Consider the following 25,864-nt stretch of genomic DNA (forward strand, 5'->3'; position numbering starts at 1 on the left):
ATAAAATGTCCCGGTAAAATCAATTATCGGGACATTTGTTTTAATATATAAAGGATTAAGCTTCGTTAGAAGGGTTTTCCTCAGCTGGCTTTTCAGCTTTTGGCTTGTCATTACCTTCTGGTCTTGGACCTCTTTGCTCACCTTCTTTTTTCTCAGGTCTTGGTGGTCTTGGCAACAAAACTTTTCTGGAAAGTTTCATTTTTTTACGGTCATCATATCCCATAAATTTCACCTCAACTTCGTCACCTTCTTTGTAAGGAACTTTGTCAAGTCTAGCCCACTCGATTTCAGAGATATGAAGTAAACCTTCAGTACCTTTTGCAATCGCTACGAAAGCTCCAAAATCCATTACTTTAACCACTTTACCTTTGTAGACCTCACCTACAACCGGAACAAAAGTGATTTCATTGATTTTCGCCACAGCCGCATTGATTTTCTCTCGGTCTGTACCTGCAATCTCGATACGTCCGATTTCGCCAATTTCTTCAATCGCGATAACGGTATCCGTATCTTTCTGCATTTGCTGAATAATTTTTCCGCCAGGCCCGATTACCGCACCAATGAAATCTTTCGGGATTTCCATTACTACCATTTTCGGTGCGTGAGGTTTTACATCCGTTCTTGGCGCAGCAATAGTTTCGGTGATTTTATTAAGGATATGCAATCTACCTTCTTTAGCCTGTAAAAGCGCTTTCTCCATAATATCCATAGAAAGACCTTGGATTTTGATGTCCATTTGGCAAGCTGTGATACCATCTGCAGTTCCGGTTACTTTGAAGTCCATATCTCCTAAGTGATCTTCATCACCTAAGATGTCAGAAAGTACAGTGAATTTGCCTGATTTGGTATCAGTAATCAATCCCATCGCAATCCCGGAAACCGGTTTTGTGATTTGAACACCGGCATCCATCAATGCCAAAGTCCCGGCACAAACAGTAGCCATAGAAGAAGAACCGTTAGATTCCAAAATGTCGGAAACGATACGAATGGTGTAAGGATTTTCTTCAGGAATTACAGCCTGCAACGCTCTTTGAGCCAAGTTTCCGTGTCCAACTTCTCTTCTGGAAGTTCCTCTTAGAGGTCTTGCTTCACCGGTTGAGAATGGAGGGAAATTATAATGTAGGAAGAATTTTTCATCATGCTGGGTAATCACGCTGTCTACCATGTTGGCATCTTTTACAGACCCCAAAGTTACCGCAGTAAGTGATTGTGTTTCCCCTCTGGTGAAGATGGCAGAACCGTGTGCGCCTGGCAAATAATCAACCTCGGACCAGATAGGGCGGATGGTTTTTGGGTCACGGCCGTCAAGACGGATGTTGTCTTCCAAAATCATCTGGCGCATCGCCTCTTTTTCCACATCATGGTAATATACTTTGGCAAATGGCGTTACTCTTTCCAGCTCTTCTGCATTGTCTACATACTGAGCTAAAAATTCTGCCAAAACAGCTTTGAATTTTTCGCCTCTCTCTTCTTTTCCGGAAGGTGTTCTGGCTACTTCATACACTTTATCGTAAGTTTCTTTCCAAACTTTTTCGCGGATATCTTCGTCGTGGGTTTCGTGGGAATATTCTCTTTTAGGGAAAGCTTTACCAACTTTCTCTGCCAGTCTTTCCTGAGCTTCGATTTGTTTTTTGATCTCGGCATGGGCAAATTGGATAGCTTCCAACATTTCCTGCTCAGAGATTTCTTTCATCTCGCCTTCTACCATTACGATAGAATCTTTGGTTGCTCCAACCATGATGTCTAGTTCAGAGTCTTTTAAAGATTCATAAGTTGGGTTGATAGCCAGTTTGCCATCAAATCTCACTACACGAACTTCTGACATTGGTCCACCAAACGGGATGTCGGTCACGGCAATTGCTGCCGAAGCCGCCAAACCTGCAAGGTCATCAGGGATAGTTTGACCGTCATAAGAGATCAGGGAAATCATCACCTGCACTTCTGCATGGAAATCTTCCGGGAATAATGGTCTTAGAACGCGGTCTACCAAACGCATCGTCAGGATTTCCTGATCAGATGGACGGGCTTCTCTACGGAAGAAATTGCCCGGGATTTTACCACCTGCGTAGAATTTTTCTCTGTAATCTACGGTTAATGGTAAAAAGTCAACGCCAGGGTTGGCTTCTTTGTTGGCTACAACGGTTGCCAGGAGCATTGTGCCGCCTAGTTTTACAACAACAGATCCATCAGCCTGTTTTGCTAATTTTCCTGTTTCTAGTGTGATTTCTCTGCCGTCTGCAAGAGTAATCTTTTCTGTAATTGCTTGAGGTGTACTCATAAATTGTTTGCGATGCACTCCGTATTGAGTGCTTTAGTTAATGATATTTCGTCTAAAAATTCAGCTGCAAATTTACTGTTTTTATTTGGATCACAGATAATATGGCAGCCATTTGAATGTCAATATTATAAATTATAGGGAACTTTTACCGAATGTCATTTTTTAATCAATCGGAAAATAAGGATAATTGCTAAAAATAAGATCGAAATTTCCAAGATGATGCTGCCTGCTGAAAAATGGTGATTTCCCATTGATAAAAGAATAGCGAGAGCGATAATGTTGGCAGCAATGATGATGGAAATAATCAGATTGGTAAGACTGGACTTTAGGATTTGGTTGGTTTTATCGATGTCCCGTATCTCGCTGGTTACGGTAAACTTGTTGCTGTCCAGTTTCTCCAGCAAAGAGCGTAGTTCTTTTGGGATGTCTTCCACATTATCGGTAAAATCCAGTACTTTGCTCAGGCTGTTTTTTAACAAGCTTTGTGGTGCAAACCTTTTCGTAATGATTTTCCGGGTATATGGAGCCAGGGTTTTTACAATATCTAGATCGGGGTTAATGGTCCTGCCGACACCTTCGATCAAGCCAATACCTTTAAAAAGAAGATAGAAATAGCCCGGCATAAAAAGATGATTGTTGCTCAAAACATCTTTCATTTTATTAATGATTTGCTGCGGATCTATATTTTTTAGTGATGTATTATGGACAAATTCCAATACTTCGGCCACATCGTTTTCAAATTTTTTATCATCTGGGATGTCATAGCTTACGGCCATTCTTTTGAGATAACGGATGATTTTTTGAGGATTTTTGGCAACAAATGCCACAATCATGTTTTCCAGAATGTCTTTGTCATTGGGTTGGATTTTTCCTACCGCGCCAAAATCTATAAATGCAATTTTTCCCTCATAAGTCACCAAGATGTTTCCCGCATGCGGATCTGCATGGAAAAAGCCATAGTCCAAAATCTGCGAAGCAAAAAGTCGCAAACCTTTTTCCGATATCTTAACGGGATCCAGTCCGTTTTCTTTTAACCGATCAATATCAGTAATTTTTATCCCGTCAATAAAAGCCATGCAGAGAACATTATTGTTGGAAAACTGGTCATAAACTTTTGGGACGATGGTGTCCCGGTTATGCTTAAAATTAATAGCAAACTGGTTGATATTATTTTTTTCATTCACCAACGAAAGCTCTTCGAGAAGTGATTTTTCAAATGTGGAAACAGCTTGGTCAAGATTCAGTTTTGCACCAAAATCAGAGTAGCTGTTAATTAGCCTTACCAAATCTTTGACGAGGAGCAGGTCATCTTCTATCACGGCTGAAACACCCGGTTTTTTGATTTTTAGTATGACCTTTTTGCCATCCAGAAGAGTAGCAGTGTAAACCTGGGCGATTGAGGCTGTTGCAATCGGGTTTTCATCGATGTTTTGGAAAAAATCTGAAGGATTAATATCTAATTCATCCTGCAAAACAGACCGGATATCCATCGGGACTGTTTCTACTTTGTCTTGTAATTTTTGCAATTCTGCAATAAGCTCTGCCGGAACCAGATCTTCGCGGTTGCTGAAACTTTGTCCCAGTTTTACAAAAGTGGGACCCAACTCTTCAAGTGCGAGACGGATACGCCTATACATTTCGCTGTTGCCGGTTAAATTTTCAGCCGTTTCAGGATTTGTTTTCCCCGAATTAATTCTTGAAAATAAATCCTGAAAACCATATTTGCTGAGAACTGCAACCAATTTTGCAGACCGTTTTATTTTTCGCTGTTGTTTGTCGAACATTGTTTCTGAGGTGAATAACGGCTATCCATGCTTCAAAAACCGTTCCCAATCAATTACAGGCGTTGTTTCTTTGGGTTGAGGAAGGTAGGGAAAATCATGACTTCGGGGCCAAATTTCTGGGCAATTCTTTCTTCGATATTCAGCATTTCGCTTTCCATAAACTCACGGCGCAGGTTGTCATTAGCGAAAATGAGCAGCAGGTTGGTATTTTTGCCTTCATTCAGCATGTCAGAATCCACTTCGGATAAGATGTACTGGTCAACATCCATCAGGTTTTCCACCATCGTGTGGAGTTCATTTTCCAGATAGAGGTTCCATGCCTCCAATTGGTTTTCTGTGGTATGGAAGGTGATGCTTAAGATGCTCATTTTTTTGTGATTAATGTTAATAAATTGAGACTGCAAAAATCGTATTTTTTTTGTAAATTAGCCCGTTATAAAAATTAGAAAAATTCAAAATGTCAAAAGCGGTTATAAGTTTTTGATTGATAATAAATTAAAATATTTATGCATAAGGAAGGAGAAAGGTTAATACCGATCAATATTGTTGACGAGATGAAAACCTCATACATCGATTATTCGATGTCGGTGATTGTATCAAGGGCTTTGCCGGATGTCCGAGACGGGCTAAAACCTGTTCACAGGCGTGTTCTTTACGGTATGTATGGTCTTAACGTGTTTTCTAACAGAAAGTACCTGAAATCTGCGAGGATTGTTGGGGATGTTTTGGGTAAATATCACCCGCATGGTGACAGCTCGGTTTACGATGCCATGGTAAGGATGGCGCAGCCTTGGAGTTTGCGCTATGAGCAGGTAGACGGGCAGGGTAACTTTGGATCTATGGATGGTGACCCACCTGCAGCAATGCGTTACACCGAAGCCAGGCTAAAGAAAATTTCTGATGAAATCCTTGCTGATCTGGACAAAGAAACCGTAGATTTCCAAAACAACTTTGATGACTCTTTGCAGGAGCCAACGGTATTGCCAACCAAGATTCCTAACCTTTTGGTAAACGGTACTTCCGGTATTGCCGTAGGTATGGCGACCAACATGGCACCACACAACCTTTCGGAAAGTATTGATGCTATCTGTGCTTATATAGATGATAAAGAGATCACGATTGATGATCTTATGAAACACATCATTGCCCCGGATTTCCCTACCGGCGGAATTATTTATGGTTATGATGGCGTACGGGATGCCTTCCACACAGGGAGAGGCCGTATTGTTTTAAGAGCAAAAGTTAATTTTGAAGAAGTCCATAACCGTAATGCTATCATCGTGACCGAAATACCTTATCAGGTAAACAAGGCCGAGATGATCTCCAGAACGGCAGAGCTTGTAAAAGATGACAAAATCCCAGGGATCTATGAGATCCGAGACGAGTCCGACAGACGCGGTTTGAGGATTGTTTATGAATTGAAAAACGATGCAATCCCGAATGTTGTCCTTAACTTGTTATATAAATATACATCATTACAGACATCGTTTTCTGTAAACAATATTGCGCTGGTAAAAGGCAAGCCGGAGCAGTTAAATCTTAAGCAACTCATTCTTCACTTCGTAGATCACCGCCACGAGGTAATTGTAAGAAGAACCCAATACGAGCTGAAAAAAGCCAAAGAGAGAGCACACATTCTCGAAGGTTTTATGAAGGTTATCGGTACTCAGGATTCCCTTGACAGGGCCATTGCCATTATCCGTCACAGTGCAACGCCTCAGGCTGCAAAAGAAGGATTGATAGAAGAGTTTGAATTGTCCGAGATTCAGGCGCAGGCTATTCTGGATCTTCGTTTGGCGCGTCTTACAGGTATGGAGCTGGATAAAATCCGTGCCGAGTATGAAGAAATCATGGCGTTGATCAAAGATTTGGAAGATATCCTATCCAACGAGCCAAGACGCTATCAGATTATCAAGGATGAGTTGATTGAAATCAAAGAAAAATACGGTGACGAAAGACGTTCCGAAATTGATTATTCCGGTGGAGAAATGTCCATCGAAGATATTATCCCGGATGAAAAAGTCGTGTTGACAATTTCGCACGCAGGATACATCAAGAGAACTTTACTTTCCGAATATAAAGTCCAGTCCAGAGGTGGTGTTGGCAACAGAGCGGCGACCACAAGGGACGAGGATTTCTTGGAATACATCGTAACCGCTACCAACCACGAGTACCTGTTGTTCTTCACCGAAAAAGGGAAATGTTTCTGGCTGCGTGTTTTCGAAGTTCCGGAAGGGTCTAAAACAGCAAAAGGTAGAGCGGTTCAGAATCTGATTAATATCGAGCCAGATGATAAAATAAAGGCTTACATACGAACCAAAGACCTTAAAAACCAGGAGTATATCCAACAGATGAATGTGGTGATGATTACCAAAAACGGAACCATCAAGAAAACATCGCTGGAAGCTTACTCAAGACCAAGAACCAATGGTGTAAACGCCATCGAAATCCGTGATAATGATGCCCTGCTTGGTGCAAGGTTAACAGACGGTAATTCTGAGATTATGATTGCCACCAAAAATGGTAAATGTATCCGTTTCCCTGAAGAGAAAGCCAGGGCTGTCGGTAGAAGTTCGATTGGTGTAAGAGGTATCTCTCTGGAGGATAATGATGAAGTAATCGGAATGATTGTTGTAAATGATTTAGAGAATGATACTGTTTTGGTAGTATCAGAACGGGGTTACGGTAAAAGAACGGCAGTGGAGGATTACAGGGTAACCAATCGAGGAGGTAAAGGTGTTATCACACTTAATATTACAGAAAAAACAGGTCATCTGATTGCGATACAAAGTGTAACTGATGAAGACGGATTAATGATTATCAACAAGTCCGGTGTTGCCATCCGAATGAATATGAACGAGATGCGCGTAATGGGTAGAAATACACAGGGTGTAAAGGTTATTAACCTGAAAACCAAAGATGAGATTGCAGCGATTGCCAAAGTGGAAATGGACAAGGATGTGGAAGAAGATGAAACCGAAGAAGGTGCGGAGGCAGACAGCAATAATCCTGAATTTGCAGCTCAGCCACAAACCGGCGATAATCAAATCAACATTGGTGATAAGGAGGAGTTGAAGAAAATTGAGGACGAAGAAGCTGCTGAAAATAATGAAGTTGAGGATCAAGAATAATTAACAAAATTTAAAAGTATTATAAATGAAAAAATTAGTGTTAAGCCTGGCGCTTCTTTCTGTAAGCCTTGTTTGGGCGCAGAAAAAAGAAATTGCCAATGCTGTAAAAGCCATAGATTCCGGGGATGCAAGTACTGCAAGTTCCGAGATTTCCAAAGCAGAAGCTATTTTTGGAGATAAAACTTATTTGCTGGAGCCTGCTGTGCTGGAGCAATATTATTATGCAAAAGGACTTGCGCTTCTAAAAGCTGGTAAAAATACCGAAGGAGCGGAGTATCTTGCTAAAATCAATACGCTGAATACCGAAACAATTTACACAGGAAAAGATGCGCAGAAAAATAAAGTTTACTTTGTTGGGAAAAGCGCTGCAGATCAGTTCGGGAGTGGCCTTTCTTTAAAAGAAGAAAAGTACAAACCAGCTTTGGAAGAGAAAGTAAGGGCTAGTGTAAATACCCTTTTACAAGCTGCCAATGCAGAAGCTACCAAAGAGTATAATGCCAAGAATTTTGATGTTGCTGGCGCAAAATTTACGGAAACTTATTATCTGTTAAAAGCTGCTGGACAAGACAATAAAACTTATCTTTATTACGCCGGGGCTGCTTATGCACAATCTGCAAATAACAAGGCCAAAGCTGTTGAGATACTGGATTCTTTGATCAAATCCAACTATACAGGAGAAGAAACTGTTTATTCTGCAAAAAATACCAAAACAGGTAATGTAGAGAATTTGGATAAAGCGGCTTTTGACCTTTACAAAAAAGCAAATGCTGGTTATACCGATTTCAAAACGGAGAAAACACCTAACAAGCAAGAGGAACTTTATGAATTGTTAGCGTCTCTACTTTTTGAACAACAAAAGTATGATGAAGCGGCTAATATTGCCAATGAAGGTCTTAAAAAATTTCCAAAAAATCAATCATTATCGCAAGTACAAGGGAATGCTTATTATAAATCTGGTAAAACCGAAGAGTTTGTAAAAACCCTGAATGCAAAAATAGCGGCTAATCCAAACGATAAAGAAAGTTTGTATAATCTTGGGGTAATTCAGAGTAAAGATCCTGCGAAGCAGGCGGAGGCAGAAGCTACTTACAAGAAGCTGGTTGATATGGATCCCAAATTTCCAAATGCCCTTAATAACTTGATATTTACAATAATAGGTGAGGATGATGCAACTATTAACGAATATAAGGAGTTGAAAAAAGCAGGAAAAATAGATGCTGCTAATAAGGTGTTGGATCAGAGACGTGCAAGATTCCAAAAAGCACTTCCTTATGCAGAGAAACTTTATGCTAACGAGCCTAACAATAAAGAAGTTGTCTCACTTCTCAAAGGAATGTATATGACAACGCAGAATACTGCAAAGTACAACGAGTTTAAGGCTAAGGAAGCCGCACTCAAATAATATAGAAGACTGTCGAAAGACAGTCTTTTTTATTTGTTATTTTTGCAGCTGTAATGAATCTCCCGGAAAAATACAGCCAACTGATCAAATCCAAAGCGTTAGCATTTGGGTTTCAGTCTTGTGGTATTTCCAAAGCTGGTTTTTTAGAAGAAGAAGCACCGCGCCTTGAAGAATGGCTGAAGAATGACTTCCATGGAAAGATGAATTATATGGAAAATCATTTTGACAAGCGGCTGGATCCCCGTTTGCTTGTAGAAGGCTCTAAGTCTGTTATTTCCCTCAGTTATAATTATTTCCCCGAAGAATCACAAAATGTGGATAATTTTAAAATTGCCAAATATGCTTATGGCGAGGATTATCATGAAGTGATTAAAGAAAAATTGAGAGATCTTGTGGCAGAACTCCAGGAAGAAATTGGGGAATTTGGATTTCGGGTATTTGTAGATTCGGCACCGGTTTTGGAGAAAGCTTGGGCTAAAAAATCGGGGATTGGCTGGGTTGGCAAAAATTCAAATTTGATCACCAAAAAACGTGGTTCTTTCTACTTTCTGGCCGAGATTATATGTGATTTGGAACTTACAGAGGATTCACCGGTTGCCGATTATTGTGGCAGTTGCACAAGATGCATAGATGCGTGCCCTACGCAGGCGATTATTTCTGATAAGATTATTGATGGCAGCCGCTGTATTTCCTACGCAACGATAGAGCTGAAAGATCAGATCCCGGATTTTTTCAAGGATAAGATGGAAGACTGGATGTTTGGCTGTGATATCTGTCAGGATGTTTGCCCTTGGAACCGTTTTTCTGCACCCACATTGGAAGAAAAATTCAATCCAAAACCAGCCATTAATGATTTTTCAAAACAAGATTGGAAAGAGATTACGCAGGAGATTTTTTCTTCCGTATTCAAAAAATCAGCGGTCAAGCGCACGAAGTTTTCCGGGCTCAAGAGAAACCTTGATTTTTTATCGGAATAATTAAATCGAATAAAGGTTATTTCCTTTTTTGAACTCGCTTTGGTGCAACTTTCACTCTTAGTTTCTGTCTTTTGTTAGATTGTCTTTTCTTTGGCATATTTTGTTTTATTTTGATACTAAATTTGATGAAAATTTACTATAAATGCAAGAAAATTAAATAAAATTAATATTTAAAAAACCAATCGGGATTTTTATTATCTTTATAATTCTCAACCTTTCGAAAAAAAACATGATAAGGAAATTATTAATACGACTGTTATTACTGATCGGCTTCCTGCTTGGAGTCGTTTTTTTATACATTATTTTGGCATTATTATTACCGCTAATTCCTGTTAAAGAAAAGAAAACGACGGATACCAAAGTGGTGGAGCTATATATTCTTACCAACGGCGTACATACAGATCTAGTTGTGCCCATCAAAACTGCGCAAATAGATTGGAGCCAAAAATTGCCTTTTAACAATACCAAAGGTAAACAGACAGATTTCAAATATGTGGCGTTTGGCTGGGGGGATAAAGGTTTTTACCTGGATACGCCAACCTGGGCAGAACTCAAGTTTTCAACGGCATTCAAAGCCGCGTTTTGGCTCAGCGATTCTGCGATGCACTGCACTTTTTATAAGCAAATGAAACCAGGTAATGACTGTAAAAAAATGATGCTTAGCGTTAAGCAATACGAGGATTTGATTACATTTATAGATAATCGTTTTGATAAAGATGCTGCCGGTCATTATATTCTGATTCCGACCAATGCGGTTTACGGAGCCGATGATGCATTCTATGATGCCAAAGGCAGATACAACTTTACCTACACCTGCAATACTTGGGCAAATGACGGACTCAAAGTCGCCGGACAGAAGGCTGCGTTATGGACAGCTTCAGATTTTGGAATCTTTGGACATTATAAATAATTTTTTGTTGAAATATTTATGATCTTCTCCGAAATTTAATCATCATTATTTCAGTTGTCATGCCAACTTCTTTTAAATTTTTGCAGTAACAAAAACAGTCGATAAATCACAGAATTTCACTAAATTTGCCAACCAAAAAGCTAAGAGCGAATTGCTATTAGCCAAAAGCCAAACAATATGACTTCACAAGAGATAAGACAGCAATTTTTAGATTTTTTCCAAAGTAAAGGACACCTGATTGTGCCTTCTGCGCCCATTGTTCTCAAAGATGATCCTACGCTCATGTTTTCAAATTCTGGGATGACGCAGTTCAAAGATTATTTCTTAGGTTACAAAGAGCCAAAATCGACAAGGATTGCTGATACTCAAAAATGCCTAAGGGTTTCCGGTAAGCATAATGATCTGGATGATGTAGGCCGTGATACCTACCACCACACCATGTTTGAGATGCTGGGAAATTGGAGTTTTGGTGATTATTTTAAAAAAGAAGCCATTGGCTGGGCTTGGGAATTATTGACAGAAATTTACAAAATCCCAAAAGAAAACCTTTATGTTACTGTTTTTGAAGGAGATTCTAAAGAAAACTTGGATCGCGATCAGGAGGCATTCGATTTTTGGAAACAACATATAGATGAAAGCAGGATTATCAACGGAAATAAAAAGGATAACTTCTGGGAAATGGGTGCAAGTGGTCCTTGCGGGCCATGTTCGGAGATCCATGTCGACCTGAGGTCAGAAGAAGAAAAAGCCAAAGTTTCAGGATTAGAACTCGTTAATAACGATCATCCTCAGGTTGTAGAGATCTGGAACCTCGTTTTCATGCAGTTTAACAGGAAAGCAGACGGATCGTTGGAAAACCTTCCTGCAAAACATATTGATACCGGGATGGGATTTGAGCGTCTTTGCATGGCGCTTCAGCACAAAGAATCCAATTATGATACGGATGTTTTCACTCCGTTAATTTCAAAAGTAGAAGCACTTTCCGGGAAAAAATATACCGGAATTTTAACAAACGAAAAAGATATTGCCATCCGCGTGGTGGTAGATCATATCCGCGCCGTTTCTTTTGCCATTGCAGACGGGCAGCTTCCTGCCAATAGCGGTGCAGGCTATGTCATCAGACGAATCCTGAGAAGAGCAATCTCTTACGCTTACCGATTTCTTGACAGAAAAGAGCCTTTTCTTTTTGAGTTGGTATCAGTTCTGAAAAATCAAATGGGACAATTTTTCCCCGAATTGGTTAAGCAGGAAAAACTGATTACCGAAGTGATTAAAGAAGAGGAAACTTCATTCCTCAAAACTATAGAGCACGGACTTATCCGTGTAGAAAAGCTGATTCAGCAGACAATTTCTGATCAACTGACTGTTTTGCCAAGTGAAGAAGTCTTTGAATTGTATGATACATACGGCTTCCCGGATGATTTAACAAGGATTATTGCCGAGGAAAAAGGGTTAACCATAGACGAAGCTGGTTTTGAAGCGGAAATGCAGAAGCAAAAGCAACGCTCCAAAAAGGATTCTGCAGCCAAGGTTTACGATTGGGTTATTTTGGAAGAAAAACCGGAAAAGTTTGTCGGGTACGATCAGTTAGAAACCGAAGCTTATATCACGCGATATAGGAAAATAGAAAACAAAGACGGCGAATTTTATCAGATTGTTCTGGATAATACACCTTTCTATCCCGAAGGTGGCGGACAGGTAGGTGACAAAGGTCTCCTAGAGAATGCCGTAGAAAGCCTGGAAGTTTTGGATACCAAAAAAGAAAATGGACTCATCATTTCTTTGATTAACCATCTTCCAAAAGATGCAAACGCTGTGTTTTATGCGAAAGTAAATGTTTCTGACAGGAAAAATTCCCAAGCCAACCACTCCGTGACGCATTTGCTTCATGAGGCTTTGCGCGAAGTTTTGGGTACGCATGTGGAGCAAAAAGGATCTTACGTTGGCCCGGATTATCTGAGGTTTGATTTTTCTCATTTCAGTAAGATGAATGAAGAGGAATTGGCTTTGGTAGAGCAGAAAGTCAATGATAAAATTAAAGAAAATATAGCTTTGCAGGAGTTCAGAAGCATACCGATTCAGGAAGCTTTGGACAAAGGCGCAATGGCACTTTTTGGTGAAAAATACGGCGATCATGTCCGGATGATCCAGTTCGGAAGTTCTAAGGAGCTTTGTGGTGGGACACATGTGAAATCTACGAGCGAAATTGGACATTTTAAATTAGTATCCGAGAGTTCTACAGCAGCAGGAATCAGAAGGATAGAAGCCATCTCGGGTGATAAATCCAATGAATATTTTAAACATATCGAAGATCAGATTTCGGAATTATCACAACTTCTAAAGTCAAAAGATATAACCAAAGCGGTAGAAAAGTTGCTGGAAGAAAATGCCACATTGAAATCCGAAGCCGAAGCCTTTAAAAAAGATAAAGCCAAAGCAGAAATACAAAACTGGAAAAATGATTTTGTAGAAAGCAATGGTAAAAAGCTATTGGTGAAAAAAACATCGCTGGATGCAGGATCGGTTAAGGATATTGTTTTCCAACTGAAAAAAGAAACCCCGAACTCTGTTATCATTATCATCTCTGATGCCAATCAAAAACCAATGATTACGGTAGGAGTAAGTGCAGACTTGGAAAATAGTTACCATGCAGGCAATATTGTTAAAGAATTGGCTAAAGAAATCCAAGGCGGAGGCGGCGGAAATCCCGGTTTTGCGACGGCTGGAGGAAAAAATATTGATGGTATAGAAAAAGCTTACCAGAAAGCTCTTGAAATCTAATCCTACAAAAAGTCAAATAAAAAATGGTCGGAAATTTTCCGACCATTTTTCTTTTAATTAAACTACTTCATTTAGTTTTTACCCCGGGTTAATAACCATATCACAAGCCCAACGACGCCAACAACGAGGATGATTCCCCACCACATTCCGGCTTTAAAAATTGTTTCTACCGCCTCGCAGCTTGTTAATAATCCTAAGATTAGGAATAATGGTAAAATATTAAGATAACGTTTCATAATTTATTGATTTGTCTTGGAAGTTCAAATCCTGAGCCAAATCAGCTTTTATCTAAAAATGAGTTTAATTCTTGGGTAATGTTTTCACTTTATTTTTGTTGGATCTTTCCTCAAATTTTTTAACGATATATCCAATCACAAAGGGAGCTGCCCAAGTTAATGCTATTCTTAAAAGTCTTGTTCTCATAATTTTTTATATTTAAAAGAATGAGTTACAAGAAGTACGCCATTCATTTATTTTTGGGTAAGCGGATCATTTTCAAAAGTCAGTCTGTCCCAACCGTATTTGATAAAATTTCTGATGTTTTGATGATCATTACCGTCCGGGTTTTTTAGGACATCGTTTCTGTAAAAATCCCCGAAAAGATGTAAGGTTTTTTCTTGGGAAAGACCTTCACGTTTTGCAAACGCAAAGATTTTACAAGAACCATTATTTTGATTGGCCTCGTTTCTCAAATCACCATTGATGAAGGCTGTTGGCGTAAATTGGAAATAATTCTCAATATAATCTATAGTCTCCTGAAAAGTGATGGATTCTGCTTCCTGATTTAGTTTTTTCAAAAAATTGTCCATTAAAATTTTTTAGGTAAAAATAAAACAAAAATCCCTCATTTTGCGGGATTTTTATAGCGTTTCGGTGTTTATTAATAAGAACCTTTCTCAATATAATGAGCGGCAATTTGCTCTGTTAATGCAATTGGATTTGGGGTGTTCACATACTTTGTGAAACGTCTCAAACCTGCCAGCATCATTCTTTGCTCATCACCTTCGGAGAAGGCAACAATACCTTCTTTGGCATTTACAGAGATAATGTCAACCGCTTTGTAAAGGTTTAGTCTTGCCATTGCAGCCTGTACAGAATCTGTTGAGAAATGTTTCTCAGCTCTCAGGATCGCTGATTCTGCCATATAGATTTGGTTAAGGATTTCGGAAGCGTTAAGCAGTAAATGCTGCTGCTTTTCAATCTCCATCATATATTTTTGAAGCGCAGATCCGGAAACCATTAGGAATACTTTTTTCAGGTTTTTGATGACTTCTTTTTCTTCAGACATATATTCTGAATAATCAGGAATATCAAAAGACGGAATGCTCATCAACTCTTTACCTACATTTTTTGCAGGCGTGAGAAGGTCAATTTTGCCTTGCATCGCACGCTTAATCAACATTCCTACAGAAAGTAGTCTGTTAATTTCGTTGGTTCCTTCGTAAATTCTTCCAATTCGGGAATCCCTCCAGGCAGATTCCATCGGTGTCTCTTCGGAAAAGCCCATTCCACCATAGATTTGGATACCTTCATCAGCCACGTGTTGTGCAGAATCAGAAGCAAAAGTTTTGAGGATAGAACATTCTACCGCAAATTCTTCTACACCTTTCAGTTCCGCAGCTTGATGATTTTCTCCAGCAGCTACTAGTTCTTCAATCTTGTCTTCGACATTTTTCGCCGCTCTGTAAGCACCCGATTCGCAGACATAAGTTAATGTTGCCATTTCGGCCAGTTTCTTACGGATAGCGCCGAAAGTGTTGATGGAAACTTTGAACTGTTTTCTTTCAGTTGAGTATTGGATGGCGTGATCCAAGATCCTCCTGTGTGCATCAAGGCAAGCTGCAGAAAGTTTGATACGGCCAACATTAAGTGCATTTAGCGCGATTTTAAAACCATTATTTCTTTCGCCCAAAAGGTTCTCCACCGGGATTTTCATATCATTGAAGAAAACCTGTCTTGTAGAAGACGCGCGGATTCCCAATTTATGTTCCTCTTCGCCGAAAGTTAAACTCTCCGGATTTTCTAATTCTGAACGGTTGATAACAAAACCTGTGATGTTTTTGTCATCATCAATTTTTGCAAACAATGTGAATGTATCCGCAAAACCTGCATTGGAAATCCACATTTTTTGTCCATTGATGATATAATGTTTACCGTCATCGGACAATCTCGCCTTGGTTTTTCCACTGTTGGCGTCAGAACCTGCATCCGGCTCTGTCAAGCAATATGCACCGAATTTAGTTCCTGCCGCCAAATCCGGAAGGTATTTGTTTTTCAAATATTCGCTTCCATAAAGTAGAATAGGTAAAGTTCCAATTCCTGTATGTGCACCATAAGCTGTTGCTAATGAACCTGTTGCTCCAGAAATGTAATCGCAAGCCAACATTGTGGTGACAAAGCCCATTCCCAATCCGCCATAAGTTTCTGGAACGGCAATTCCCAAAAATCCCATTTCCCCTATTTTGCGCATTAACTCTTCTGTTAAAGCATAATCTTTAGCCTCAAATCTTGGCTTATTAGGTACCACTTCTTTATCTACAAACTCTTTTGCAGAATCACGAAGCATTTTTTGTTCTTCGGACAATTCTTCGATACTGAAAATGTCCTGCGAAAGAACTTCCTTCACAAGGAACTCTCCGCCGTCTATTGTTTTGGTTTCTGTTGACATAATAATTTTTTATTTTTATATAAAGTACATTGTACAAGTACAAAGACTTCAATTTGATTATTTTAAATTCTAATTATTTTATACTTAATACTTTGTACATCATACATTGTACAAATTACAACAACTCAAACACGCTCGCTGCGCCTTGACCAGTTCCTACACACATTGTCACAACGCCATATTTGTTTTGTCTGCGTTTCATTTCGTCAAGAAGCTGAACTGTTAATTTAGTTCCTGTGCAGCCAAGTGGGTGTCCCAATGCGATGGCACCGCCGTTTACGTTGACGATGTCTGGATTAATTTTCAATTCCCTTAAAATGGCTACGGATTGAGAAGCAAACGCTTCATTCAGTTCGAACAAATCGATGTCTGATTGTTTAAGGCCTGCCTGCTCCAAAGCTTTTGGGATAGCATACATTGGCCCAATTCCCATAATTCTTGGTGGAACTCCAACCGTAGAATAGGAGAGAAGTCTCGCTACTGGCGTTAAGTTTAATTCTTTAACCATTCTTTCTGACATTACCATTGTGAAAGCGGCACCATCAGAAGTTTGTGAAGAATTACCTGCTGTTACAGAACCATTCGCTGCAAAAACAGGACGTAGTTTTGCCAAAGCTTCTACGGAGGTGTCTGCTCTTGGTCCTTCGTCTTGCTTAAATGCATATTCTTTGGTCTGGATTTTTTCCTTTTCGTCCAGGAAATTATATTTCACATCAATTGGGACAATCTGACTCTCAAATTTTCCTTCTTTGATAGCATTCATTGCTTTCTGGTGGGAGTTGTATGCAAACTGGTCTTGTTCCTCACGGCTTACTTTGAATTCGTTAGCAACTGCTTCTGCCGTTAATCCCATTCCCCAATAATAATCTGGGTTTTTCTTGGCCAAATCCGTGTCTGGGATTGGTTTGTAGCCGCCCATTGGGATATAAGACATACTTTCTGCACCTCCGGCGATGATACATTCTGCCATTCCGGCTTTGATTTTCGCTGCCGCAATAGCAATCGATTCTGAGCCTGAAGCGCAATATCTGTTGACTGTTACACCCGGAACTTTGTCTGTATCCAATCCCATTAATGAAATGAGTCTGGCGACGTTAAGTCCTTGTTCTGCTTCCGGCATTGCACAACCAACAATCAGGTCATCGATGCGAGCTGGGTCTAGGTTTGGAACATCTTTCATCAGACGTTCTATCACAGTTGCCGCCATATCATCGGGACGGGTGAAACGCAAAGAGCCTTTTGGCGCTTTACCAACTGCTGTTCTGTATCCTGTTACTATATATGCTTCCATTTATTTGAAGATGTTAGAGTTTAGATGTTAGAAATTAGATTTGAGAATTTCAAATAAAGTCTAACCATTATTTAATTTAGTTTTAAATGAATAAATCATTTTCTGAATTTCAGCAAGTTCATTTGTTAAAGGTGTAATTTCGATTTCTTGTTTAAAATTTAATTCAAACAAAAGGATTAATTGGGTTTCAAGTTCATAAGCAGAACCAGAAGCTATTCCTAAAAATTGAATAAATTCTTTAACATTATTTCTTCCTGCACCCTCGGCAATATTAGAAGGAATTGAAACTGCACATCTTCGAATCTGACTTATCAATCCAAATTTTTCTTCAATTGGTAAATTTTGGGTAATGATGTAAATTTCTTTAACCAAATCCATCGACCGTTTCCAAATCTGCAAATCTTGTAATCTGTGCGCTTTCATCTAACTTCTAATATCTAATTTCTCAATTCTAATTTCTTACTGGTTTCCCTGTTTTTAACATTCCACCGATTCTCTCAAGCGTTTTTCTTTCGCCGCAAAGTGAAAGGAATGCTTCTCTTTCAAGATCCAATAAGTATTGTTCAGAAACCTCGGTCTGTTCAGAAAGATTACCGCCGGTCATTACATAACCGATTTTATTAGCTATTTTTCTGTCGTGTTCCGAGGCGTAACCACCTGCAACCATTTGGTCTGTGCCAACGTAGAACATTCCCATGGCTTCGTTTCCAAGAACTTTAACTTTCTCAGGAACTGGTGGTGTATATCCTAATTCATCCAAAACAATAGCCTGACGTTTTGCTTCGGCAATCTGTCTGTCTTTGTTGACGACGATTATATCTTTATCTGTCAAAATTCCCATTTGCTTAGCTTCCCAAGCCGAAGTTGCCACTTTTGCTGTAGCGATATTCATAAAGTAATTTCGCAAATGATTGGTTTTAACATCATCAGGAAGTGCACCTTTGAGGGCTCTCAACGCAAATTCCTTAGTTCCCCCACCACCAGGGATTAAACCAACACCCACTTCTACCAAACCGATGTAAGTTTCTGCTGCAGCAACAATTTTGTCTGCGTGCATAGAGAATTCGCAACCACCACCAAGCGTCATCCCGAACGGTGCAGCGATTACCGGAATCGCTGAATATCTCAACTTCATAGAAGTCTGCTGGAACATCGCGATGGCCATATTCAGTTCATACCAATCCTGTTCAACAGCCATCATCATTACCATTGCGAGATTGGCACCGACTGAGAAATTGTCAGCCTGGTTACCAATAACCAAACCTCTGTAATCTTTCTCGGCAATATCAATGGATTTATTAAGACCTTCCAAAACGCCACCACCAAGTGAATTCATTTTTGAACGGAATTCAAAGTTCAAAATGCCGTCGCCAAGGTCAATCAATGCAGATTCGGAATTAGACCAAACCGTTTTTTCTTTTCTGATATTATTAAGAATGATGAAAGCATCCTGACCCGGAATTGGTTCGTAAGTTTTCGTATTCTGATTGTAGAACAATTGCTTACCATTTTCTAGCCTGTAGAACGATTCGTTTCCGGCAGCCAGCATTTCTTTTACCCAATCTGCCACTTTGTAACCTTCGCTTTCAATAAGGTCAATTCCTTTCTGAACACCTACAAAATCCCAGTTTTCAAATGGTCCGTATTTCCAGGCATAACCGGTTTTCATCGCATCATCGATAGAGTAGAATACATCCGTGATTTCCGGAACGCGTTGAGAAACGTAAGCAAACAATGAAGCGAAATGTTTTCTGATCAATTCTCCGGCTTTGGATTGGTCTTTCAACAAAATCGGTAAACGGTTTTTCAAACTTCCTGCCTCTTTGGCTGTGCTAACGATTGAAAGTTTTGGTTGTTTTGTCGGCTCGTAACCCAATGTTTCATAATTAAGAACGAAACGGTTTATATTTCCGCCGGCATCTTTTTCTTTGTAATAAAAACCTTTTTTGGATTTATCGCCAAGGAATTTATTTTCAATCAGGAAATTCAAAGTTTTGGAATCTTTAAGCGACTGAACCATTTCATCGTCTTTAAGATTGGCCTGAAGTCCTTTGGTTACATTGAAAGCTGTATCTAATCCAACCAAATCTCCCAATTTGAAAGTTCCGGTTTTTGGACGGTTCAGCAGATCTCCGGTCAAAGAATCAGCTTCTTCAATCGTTAAGCCAATTTCTTCCGTCAACTCCATAATCTTCGCCATCGAATAAACCCCAATTCTGTTCCCGATAAAACCTGGCGTGTCTTTACAAAGAACCGTGGTTTTCCCCAGGAATTTTTCGCCGTAAGACATAAAGAAATCAATCACAGATTGGTCTGTTTTTGGACCTGGAATGACCTCGAATAACTTCAAATATCTTGGTGGATTGAAAAAGTGTGTTCCGCAGAAATGTTTCTGAAAATCTTCTGACCTTCCTTCTGACATTAGATGAATCGGGATGCCCGATGTGTTGGAAGTAATTAAAGTTCCCGGCTTACGTAGTTTGTCCACTTTTTCGAACATCGATTGTTTGATGTCCAACCTCTCGACAATCACTTCAATCACCCAATCCGAATTTTTGATTTTCTCAAGATCATCCTCGAAGTTTCCAACGGTAATTCTGGAAGCAAAAGCCTTGTCATAGATTGGCGAAGGATTGCTTTTCAGAGCGTTGTTAAGATGGCCTTGCGCCACGCTGTTTCTTGTTTTTTTGTCTGTATTTTCCGAATCTTTCGGAGGCATATCCAACATCAAAACCTGAATGCCGTTACCCGCCAGATGGCAAGCAATTCCGGAACCCATAACACCCGATCCGAGAACCGTAACGTGTTTTATTTTTCTGTTCATTGATTAAGATTTTTTATTTGTTATATTAAAATTTGGCTTATTTCCTTTTATTAAGGTCGTTTGCAATCTTGAGGATGTCCGTCATCACTTCCTTGAAAACTGCAAATTTTTCCGGCGCAATGTTTTCCAACACTTTTTTGTTGAAATTAAGAACGACTTCTTTAGATAAATTCCTGGAATTGATGCCTTTATCGGTCAGTTTGATAATGACTTCGCGCTTGTCTGTCGTTGTTTTTTCTTTATAGATATAACCGTTATCCTCAAGCAGCTTGATAATCCTAGTAAGCGAAGTGGGTTCAATCGCCATTTTTGGGCCAAGATTTGTACTTCGCGTCCCTTCCTTGGGATCGATTTTAAGTAATGTAAGTGCTTGTACAGCAGTAGAGTTATATAAGGAAGCCTGATCCGAATACATTTTCGAGACTGCCAGCCATGCCGACTTGAGCATGAGATCTACTGTTTCAACTTTTTCAGAATTTTTCTTTTCCATAATCATATCTTGAAGTGCCTTTTACAAATATAAAAAAAATACTATGCATGCATAGTATTTTTAATAAAGTATAGTTAAGTTATTGATTTGTAGTTATTTAAATATTATGCAAATCTTAATATAATAATTAAATAAAACTGTTATTTAAGATAAAACACCTCATTTGATGCGCTTTTCCAAAGACTGTTTAACTTCTGCCAAAGTATGACAATTGTCATGTGAATCATCCGAATTCAGTTCCCAAAAATCATTTTTAAACGTTAATTTAAATTTTTGCAGATCTTCGGAAAAGTTTTTTTGCAGATAAGAAAACATCATTTCTTTTTCCAGTTTTGGTGCATTAATTTCGGGCGCGCGGAAACTTTGATTGAAGTTGAGGATTTTGGGCTTGATTAATTCCTGATGATTAAGAATCACTTCTTCTGTTGTTCCACTGATAAGTTTTCGATCTTTGATCCACCAGATTTTATCCGCAAATTCTTTTGCCAAACGCCAATCGTGTGAGGAGAAAAGTATCAGTTTATTCTCGGATTTTGCCAGATTTCTGAGAAGCGAAAGGATCATCAACTTGTTTTCTTCGTCCAGATGCGTGGTGGGTTCGTCCAGAATAATAAAAGGTGAATTTTGTGCCAATGCCCTTCCTATAAAAGATTTTTGAAGGTTTCCGTCGGATAACTCGGTTAGCTTTTTATTCTGATATTCTGATAAGTTGAGTTTATTGATAATCTCGGTAATTTCTTGTTTATCAGTTTCATTCAATTTAAAATAATAAGGATAATGGATATATTTTCCTAAGGAAATCAAATCTGTAACCGTGTAATTATCAGGGATTTCAGCTTTTGAAAAAACAATAGCAATCTGCGAAGCTATTTCGTTTGAATCCAGCTTCTGAATTGATATTCCATTAATGAAAATTTCGCCATTTAAAAGCTTATTTTGCCCAAGAATAGATTTGATTAAAGTGGTTTTTCCGATTCCGTTATTTCCCATTAGCAGACAAACTTCGCCCAAACCCAAAGACGAATTAATCTCCGAAACCAATGGGTTGGCGTAGCCGATTGCTGTATTATTTATTTCTAAAAAACTCATTTTATGAATTGTCTTTCTATAAAAAATTGACTTGTTGAGATTGACTTCCTAAAACCATTTGCTTAGATCTCTTTCAGAATGACCAGTTTTATATTTTAAGCATTTGTTAAACTTTTTTCTTCATGAGCATTACCAATATCACAGGGATTCCGAAAAATGTAGTGATAATATTAATAGGAAACTGACTTAGTTCCGAAATGATCGAAAAAACCTGCATGATTAATATTCCTAAAATCATATTCAGGATCCATTGATGCCAAAGTTGGGCGGGATTCCAAATCATTCGGCAAAAATGTGGCACTACTACGCCAATAAATAAAATTGGCCCCAGAAATGCCGTAACCGAAGCCGAAAGTAGAGAAGAAGCCACAATAATACTAATTTTTAATCTGGATTGGCTGATGCCGAAACTCTGTGCGTAAGCTGCGCCAAGCGAATTCCCTATCAATGGTTTTATGGATCTGAATGTGAAAATTAATCCAATGATAATTAAAACCGTAAGAATTGCAATTTGAACTAAAGTGGTTTGATTATTCGCACCAAAAGTCCAAAGCATATAATTTTTGAGACTTTGACTTTCCACATAAAACTGTAGGAATGACACCACAGCGCCGGCCAAAGCAGAAATCAGAAATCCGAAAATAATTATAAAACTTTTATCCCGAAATCGGTTAGAAAATAAGAGCAAAACCATCATCAGAACAATACTCCCTATAATGGATGACAGGCTGATAAAACTGTTCTGTAAAAAATCTGGAATAGTGATATCTTGCGAAAAAAAGATATAAGATGCGACAAACAAACTTGAAACCGAGGTAATGCCCAAAACATCTGGGCCAGCCAACGGATTTTTGAAATATTCCTGCAACAGAAAACCACTTGTTGGGATGGCAATGCCTGCCAGAAGCATTGCCAAAGCGCGGTTAATACGGAATCCTGCAATCTGGAAATTTGCAGAATCTGAACTGAAAAAATCCGAAAAATTCAGTTTTGCAAAACCAATATTAAGATTGATAAAAAACGCTAAAATGCCCATAGCAATGATTAAAATGATTAGAGCAGGAAAGCGTCTCATTGTAACAAGTAGATTATTTTAAAGATTTTTTTGGACCCGAAATTCCAACCTTTTCCTTATTGTCATTACTTTTGGAAGTAGTATTGTGAGCCAGCATCTGATTAATTTTCTGATTCAGGATTTCTTCCGTCATAGAGCCGATTGTTTCATCTGTTTTGTCTCCTTTTTGCATCAAAGTAAAAGGAATAGATTCGCCACCCCAAGATTTGAAATTATTTTTAAAAAAATCAGTCCGTAAAAGTGTTCCATCCAAAAGCACGACATGTTTTCTGATATTATATTCATCAGCAAAATCACTGACATCGGTCGCCCAATCGGTTTTGTTGTCCAAGCTTACAAAAGTGAATTTGACAGGCTGATTTTGTAATTCTTCCATCTTTTTTCGAAAATGCGGGATCTCCTGCATGCATGGGCCACACCAGGTGGCAAAAAAATTGGTGACATAAAGCGTATCGGAATTAATGTTTTTCAAATCTTTTGATAGGCCTTGCGGAGATAACTCACGAAGTTCAGCCACTTCAGCAACAGATTTTTTTGGTTTAGCCGTTATAGAATCTTCTTTAGAAGCCGCTTCTGCGACTTTCTCGTCATTTTTTTTACAAGCTGCCAGGCTGAAAACTACTATAGAATAGAAAAGTATCTTTTTCATCTTATTTTTTTGCAATTATTTTGATGCTTTTGTTGACGTGACCTGAGTTTCGTCAATTTTTCATTAATTTTGATTCCTGACAATGGAAAATCAATTAACAATCGCCAGTCAACCTCAGTTTTACAGGCTAAAAATAGCTAAAAAACGGCAACTGACCAAAAACGTTTTTGCTTTGGAACTAGATATTCCTAAGGATTTAAAATCAAACTTTATTTACCGGGCAGGGCAGTATGTTACGTTAAAATACAATGTGAATGAAGAAGAAATCCAGAACGATTATTCTTTTACTTCGGCACCTTATGAGAGTAAGCTGCAACTGGCAATAAAGGTTAACAGCCAACAAAGTTCTGCCAACTATTTGTTTAGTCATTTTAAAATTGGAGATGAAGTCTCAGTAAGTGCACCCTCTGGTAGGTTTTATCTCCAGCCAAAGCCTAATGAAAAGAGAACGATTCTAGCTTTTGCGTCAGGGATTGGTATAACGCCTATTATTAGCCATATCAAGGATATCTTGCATGTCGAGAAACTGACGAGGGTTTACCTTTTTTATGGTAACAAAAGTTATGAGGATATTGTTTTTCGTGATGAATTAGAAGATTTGCAAAACAATAATCCCGGAAGATTAGAGGTATTCTATTTCTTTTCTAAGGAAAAGGTGAAAGACAGGCTTTTTCAGGGACGATTGGATGAAAAGAAAATTTCACTTATCATCAATCAATTACTACATCTGGATGAGGATGATGAAGAATCTACCATTTGGGACAGTACCGATAAGGTATTGATTTGTGGATCCGGAGCGATGATAAAATCGGTTGCCAATGCCTGTTTTAACCACGGGATTCCTAAAAAAAACATTCATTTTGAATTGTTTGAATCTTTCAATGAGGATATTTATCCCACCGAAAAAGAATTTCCCCTGATTGAAAACGTGAATGTTAAAATTAAGTTCAACCATGTTGTGAAAGACGACATTATCCTTAAAAATAACGAGCGCAAACTTCTACAGCAATTGTTGGATTTGGGTTACAAGTTGCCTTATTCCTGCAAATCCGGTATTTGTGGAAGCTGCCTCTGCTATCTGAAAAGTGGCGAAGTGGATATGACCGAAGATGAGTATCTCACAGAAAAGGAAAAACAACAGGGAAAAATATTGCCATGTGTTTCTATTGCAATGAGTAAAGATGTATCTTTAGATTTTGATTTATATTAATTATGATAAAGGCTTTTACCAACATTTTGAGAGTAGCTTTCCGCCTGGCGGAACTGGCTGTCTTGCTGATGGTATTGGCTAATTTTTGGGTTGTAGCCTTGACAAGCGGTAGGACCTATACAAGGATCAGCAAAGTACCTCCCAGAGATTGCGCGCTGGTTTTAGGGACATCGCCCAAAATGCGATCCGGTGTTGCAAATCCTTACTTTACAGCCCGTATGGATGCGGTAGGAACACTTTACCACCACGGAAAAATCAAAAAAATTATCGTTAGTGGTGAGAAAAGTGATAATTATGACGAGCCTGCTGCTATGAAAAAATTCCTTGTTTATAACGAAGGTGTTCCCGAGAATATTATTGTTCAAGATCCAAAAGGCTTCAATACCCATAAGAGTATCCTGAGGTGCAAAAATGTCTTTAAAGAGAAGAATGTCATCATCGTTTCGCAGGGTTTTCACAATCTTCGAGCACTTTTTTTTGCAAGGAATAATGGGATGAATGCCTTAGGGTACGATGCGCAGGATGTGAGCAAAAATGAAAGCTTTTACCGCAACCACATCCGCGAATTTTTTGCTAGGGTTTTGGCGGTGTTTTATTATGTTTTGGGAATTTCGCCAGAAGAGTAGCAACTTTTTTATATATCATGATCATCTGGAGGCAATGGCAAATTCTTTGTTATATAAATAACAAATTTCAAAAAGATGAAAAATTCAATAAAAATAATATTGGGGCTGGTATCAATAAGCTTGATGTCATGCCTTGCAACACCAGAAAACTATAGGTACGGCGGAAATAGCGGGTACAGAAATAATAACCAATATTATCAGGGCTTTTCTGATGGTTACAGGGCTGGTTATTTTCAGTCACCTGATGGGTTCTATTATGCTCCAGATGTCGTTTATTTGGATAATAACGGACGCTATTACAGGAATGGATCTACTTATAATTCAAGAAATGCAATGCGTGGCAATGTAATAATTTCTCCCAAAAGAAATAGCAATAGAAATCAAAATTATGGGGATCAGCAAAATTACAGAACACCTCAAAACAATAACTATAGATCGCAACCAAATCGTGGCGACCAAAACAGTATGAGGAATTCTCAACCCGTAAGGGAAATTCAGGCTCCAGTAAGAACACAACCTCAAGCACAACCTCAGCCTCAGCCTTCTCCGCAACAACCTCAAGAAACGCGAACTAACAGCAATGAAAGTTTGAGAAGATAATAATATTAAGATAGATTTATTTGAGTTTTAATAACAGAGGGATATAGATTTTATGTGCTGTATGTATGCGATTTCTCTG

At 38.8% G+C, this 25,864-nt stretch carries 21 protein-coding genes; 8 read left to right on the top strand and 13 right to left on the bottom strand.

Annotated elements, in window-relative coordinates; all coding sequences use genetic code 11:
• Positions 1–55 precede the first annotated feature (55 nt).
• From AC00Y6_RS12150 to AC00Y6_RS12160, 3 genes are all read right to left on the bottom strand, one after another.
• Positions 56–2,278: a polyribonucleotide nucleotidyltransferase gene (locus tag AC00Y6_RS12150; protein ID WP_474490885.1), complete on the bottom strand. Its 2,223-nt coding sequence runs from the start codon at positions 2,276–2,278 to the stop codon at positions 56–58.
• A 155-nt stretch (positions 2,279–2,433) separates the two neighbouring features.
• Positions 2,434–4,062 (bottom strand): ABC1 kinase family protein, encoded by a 1,629-nt coding sequence (locus AC00Y6_RS12155; protein WP_474490886.1) that lies wholly within the window; start codon positions 4,060–4,062, stop codon positions 2,434–2,436.
• 53 nt (positions 4,063–4,115) lie between these two features.
• Positions 4,116–4,430, bottom strand: coding sequence for a DUF4286 family protein (locus AC00Y6_RS12160; protein WP_474490887.1), 315 nt, complete (start codon positions 4,428–4,430; stop codon positions 4,116–4,118).
• A gap of 138 nt (positions 4,431–4,568) precedes the next feature.
• On the opposite strand from AC00Y6_RS12160, the gene gyrA reads away from it, so the two are divergent.
• The 5 genes from gyrA (at position 4,569) to alaS (ending at position 13,263) form a co-directional block, all read left to right on the top strand.
• The gene (gyrA, locus tag AC00Y6_RS12165) at positions 4,569–7,193 is read left to right on the top strand and encodes a DNA gyrase subunit A (RefSeq protein ID WP_474490888.1); all 2,625 of its coding nucleotides are present in this window, start codon (positions 4,569–4,571) and stop codon (positions 7,191–7,193) included.
• Positions 7,194–7,218: 25 nt separating this feature from the next.
• Positions 7,219–8,595: a tetratricopeptide repeat protein gene (locus AC00Y6_RS12170; RefSeq protein WP_474490889.1), complete on the top strand. Its 1,377-nt coding sequence runs from the start codon at positions 7,219–7,221 to the stop codon at positions 8,593–8,595.
• 53 nt (positions 8,596–8,648) lie between these two features.
• On the top strand, positions 8,649–9,572 hold the full coding sequence (gene queG, locus AC00Y6_RS12175) for a tRNA epoxyqueuosine(34) reductase QueG (protein WP_474490890.1): 924 nt from the start codon (positions 8,649–8,651) through the stop codon (positions 9,570–9,572).
• Positions 9,573–9,804: 232 nt separating this feature from the next.
• Positions 9,805–10,482 (top strand): TIGR02117 family protein, encoded by a 678-nt coding sequence (locus AC00Y6_RS12180; protein WP_474490935.1) that lies wholly within the window; start codon positions 9,805–9,807, stop codon positions 10,480–10,482.
• A 177-nt stretch (positions 10,483–10,659) separates the two neighbouring features.
• The gene (gene alaS / locus AC00Y6_RS12185; RefSeq protein WP_474490891.1) at positions 10,660–13,263 is read left to right on the top strand and encodes an alanine--tRNA ligase; all 2,604 of its coding nucleotides are present in this window, start codon (positions 10,660–10,662) and stop codon (positions 13,261–13,263) included.
• Between the two features lie 71 nt (positions 13,264–13,334).
• Here the strand turns inward: alaS and AC00Y6_RS12190 are convergent, their stop codons facing one another.
• The 10 genes from AC00Y6_RS12190 to AC00Y6_RS12235 form a co-directional block, all read right to left on the bottom strand.
• Positions 13,335–13,499 (bottom strand): phosphatidate cytidylyltransferase, encoded by a 165-nt coding sequence (locus AC00Y6_RS12190; protein WP_474490892.1) that lies wholly within the window; start codon positions 13,497–13,499, stop codon positions 13,335–13,337.
• Positions 13,500–13,733: 234 nt separating this feature from the next.
• Positions 13,734–14,072, bottom strand: a complete 339-nt coding sequence (locus AC00Y6_RS12195) for a HopJ type III effector protein (protein WP_474490893.1) — start codon at positions 14,070–14,072, stop codon at positions 13,734–13,736.
• 71 nt (positions 14,073–14,143) lie between these two features.
• Positions 14,144–15,931 carry an acyl-CoA dehydrogenase family protein gene (locus AC00Y6_RS12200; protein WP_474490894.1) on the bottom strand — a complete coding sequence of 596 codons (1,788 nt, stop codon included), beginning with the start codon at positions 15,929–15,931 and terminating at the stop codon, positions 14,144–14,146.
• Positions 15,932–16,046: 115 nt separating this feature from the next.
• On the bottom strand, positions 16,047–17,222 hold the full coding sequence (locus AC00Y6_RS12205; RefSeq protein WP_474490895.1) for an acetyl-CoA C-acyltransferase: 1,176 nt from the start codon (positions 17,220–17,222) through the stop codon (positions 16,047–16,049).
• A gap of 60 nt (positions 17,223–17,282) precedes the next feature.
• Positions 17,283–17,645 carry a four helix bundle protein gene (locus tag AC00Y6_RS12210; protein ID WP_474490896.1) on the bottom strand — a complete coding sequence of 121 codons (363 nt, stop codon included), beginning with the start codon at positions 17,643–17,645 and terminating at the stop codon, positions 17,283–17,285.
• Positions 17,646–17,673: 28 nt separating this feature from the next.
• Positions 17,674–20,046, bottom strand: coding sequence for a 3-hydroxyacyl-CoA dehydrogenase/enoyl-CoA hydratase family protein (locus AC00Y6_RS12215; RefSeq protein ID WP_474490897.1), 2,373 nt, complete (start codon positions 20,044–20,046; stop codon positions 17,674–17,676).
• Positions 20,047–20,083: 37 nt separating this feature from the next.
• Entirely contained in the window at positions 20,084–20,536 is a 453-nt protein-coding gene (locus AC00Y6_RS12220) for a MarR family winged helix-turn-helix transcriptional regulator (RefSeq protein WP_474490898.1), read from the bottom strand.
• A gap of 159 nt (positions 20,537–20,695) precedes the next feature.
• A complete protein-coding gene (locus tag AC00Y6_RS12225; RefSeq protein ID WP_474490899.1) occupies positions 20,696–21,625 on the bottom strand; it encodes an ABC transporter ATP-binding protein in 930 nt (309 codons plus the stop codon).
• A 106-nt stretch (positions 21,626–21,731) separates the two neighbouring features.
• Positions 21,732–22,700 carry a FecCD family ABC transporter permease gene (locus AC00Y6_RS12230; RefSeq protein WP_474490900.1) on the bottom strand — a complete coding sequence of 323 codons (969 nt, stop codon included), beginning with the start codon at positions 22,698–22,700 and terminating at the stop codon, positions 21,732–21,734.
• Between the two features lie 13 nt (positions 22,701–22,713).
• Positions 22,714–23,349, bottom strand: coding sequence for a TlpA family protein disulfide reductase (locus AC00Y6_RS12235; protein WP_474490901.1), 636 nt, complete (start codon positions 23,347–23,349; stop codon positions 22,714–22,716).
• An 82-nt stretch (positions 23,350–23,431) separates the two neighbouring features.
• Here AC00Y6_RS12235 and AC00Y6_RS12240 point away from each other — a divergent pair, with 82 nt between their 5' ends.
• The 3 genes from AC00Y6_RS12240 to AC00Y6_RS12250 all read left to right on the top strand — a co-directional run bounded on the left by AC00Y6_RS12240 (position 23,432) and on the right by AC00Y6_RS12250 (position 25,785).
• Complete coding sequence (locus tag AC00Y6_RS12240; protein WP_474490902.1) at positions 23,432–24,559, top strand: 2Fe-2S iron-sulfur cluster-binding protein; 1,128 nt, start codon at positions 23,432–23,434, stop codon at positions 24,557–24,559.
• Between the two features lie 68 nt (positions 24,560–24,627).
• Positions 24,628–25,185, top strand: a complete 558-nt coding sequence (locus AC00Y6_RS12245; protein ID WP_474490936.1) for a SanA/YdcF family protein — start codon at positions 24,628–24,630, stop codon at positions 25,183–25,185.
• A 75-nt stretch (positions 25,186–25,260) separates the two neighbouring features.
• The gene (locus tag AC00Y6_RS12250) at positions 25,261–25,785 is read left to right on the top strand and encodes a hypothetical protein (protein ID WP_474490903.1); all 525 of its coding nucleotides are present in this window, start codon (positions 25,261–25,263) and stop codon (positions 25,783–25,785) included.
• The last annotated feature ends 79 nt before the right edge of the window (positions 25,786–25,864 follow it).

Source organism: Epilithonimonas sp. (genome assembly GCF_056329745.1).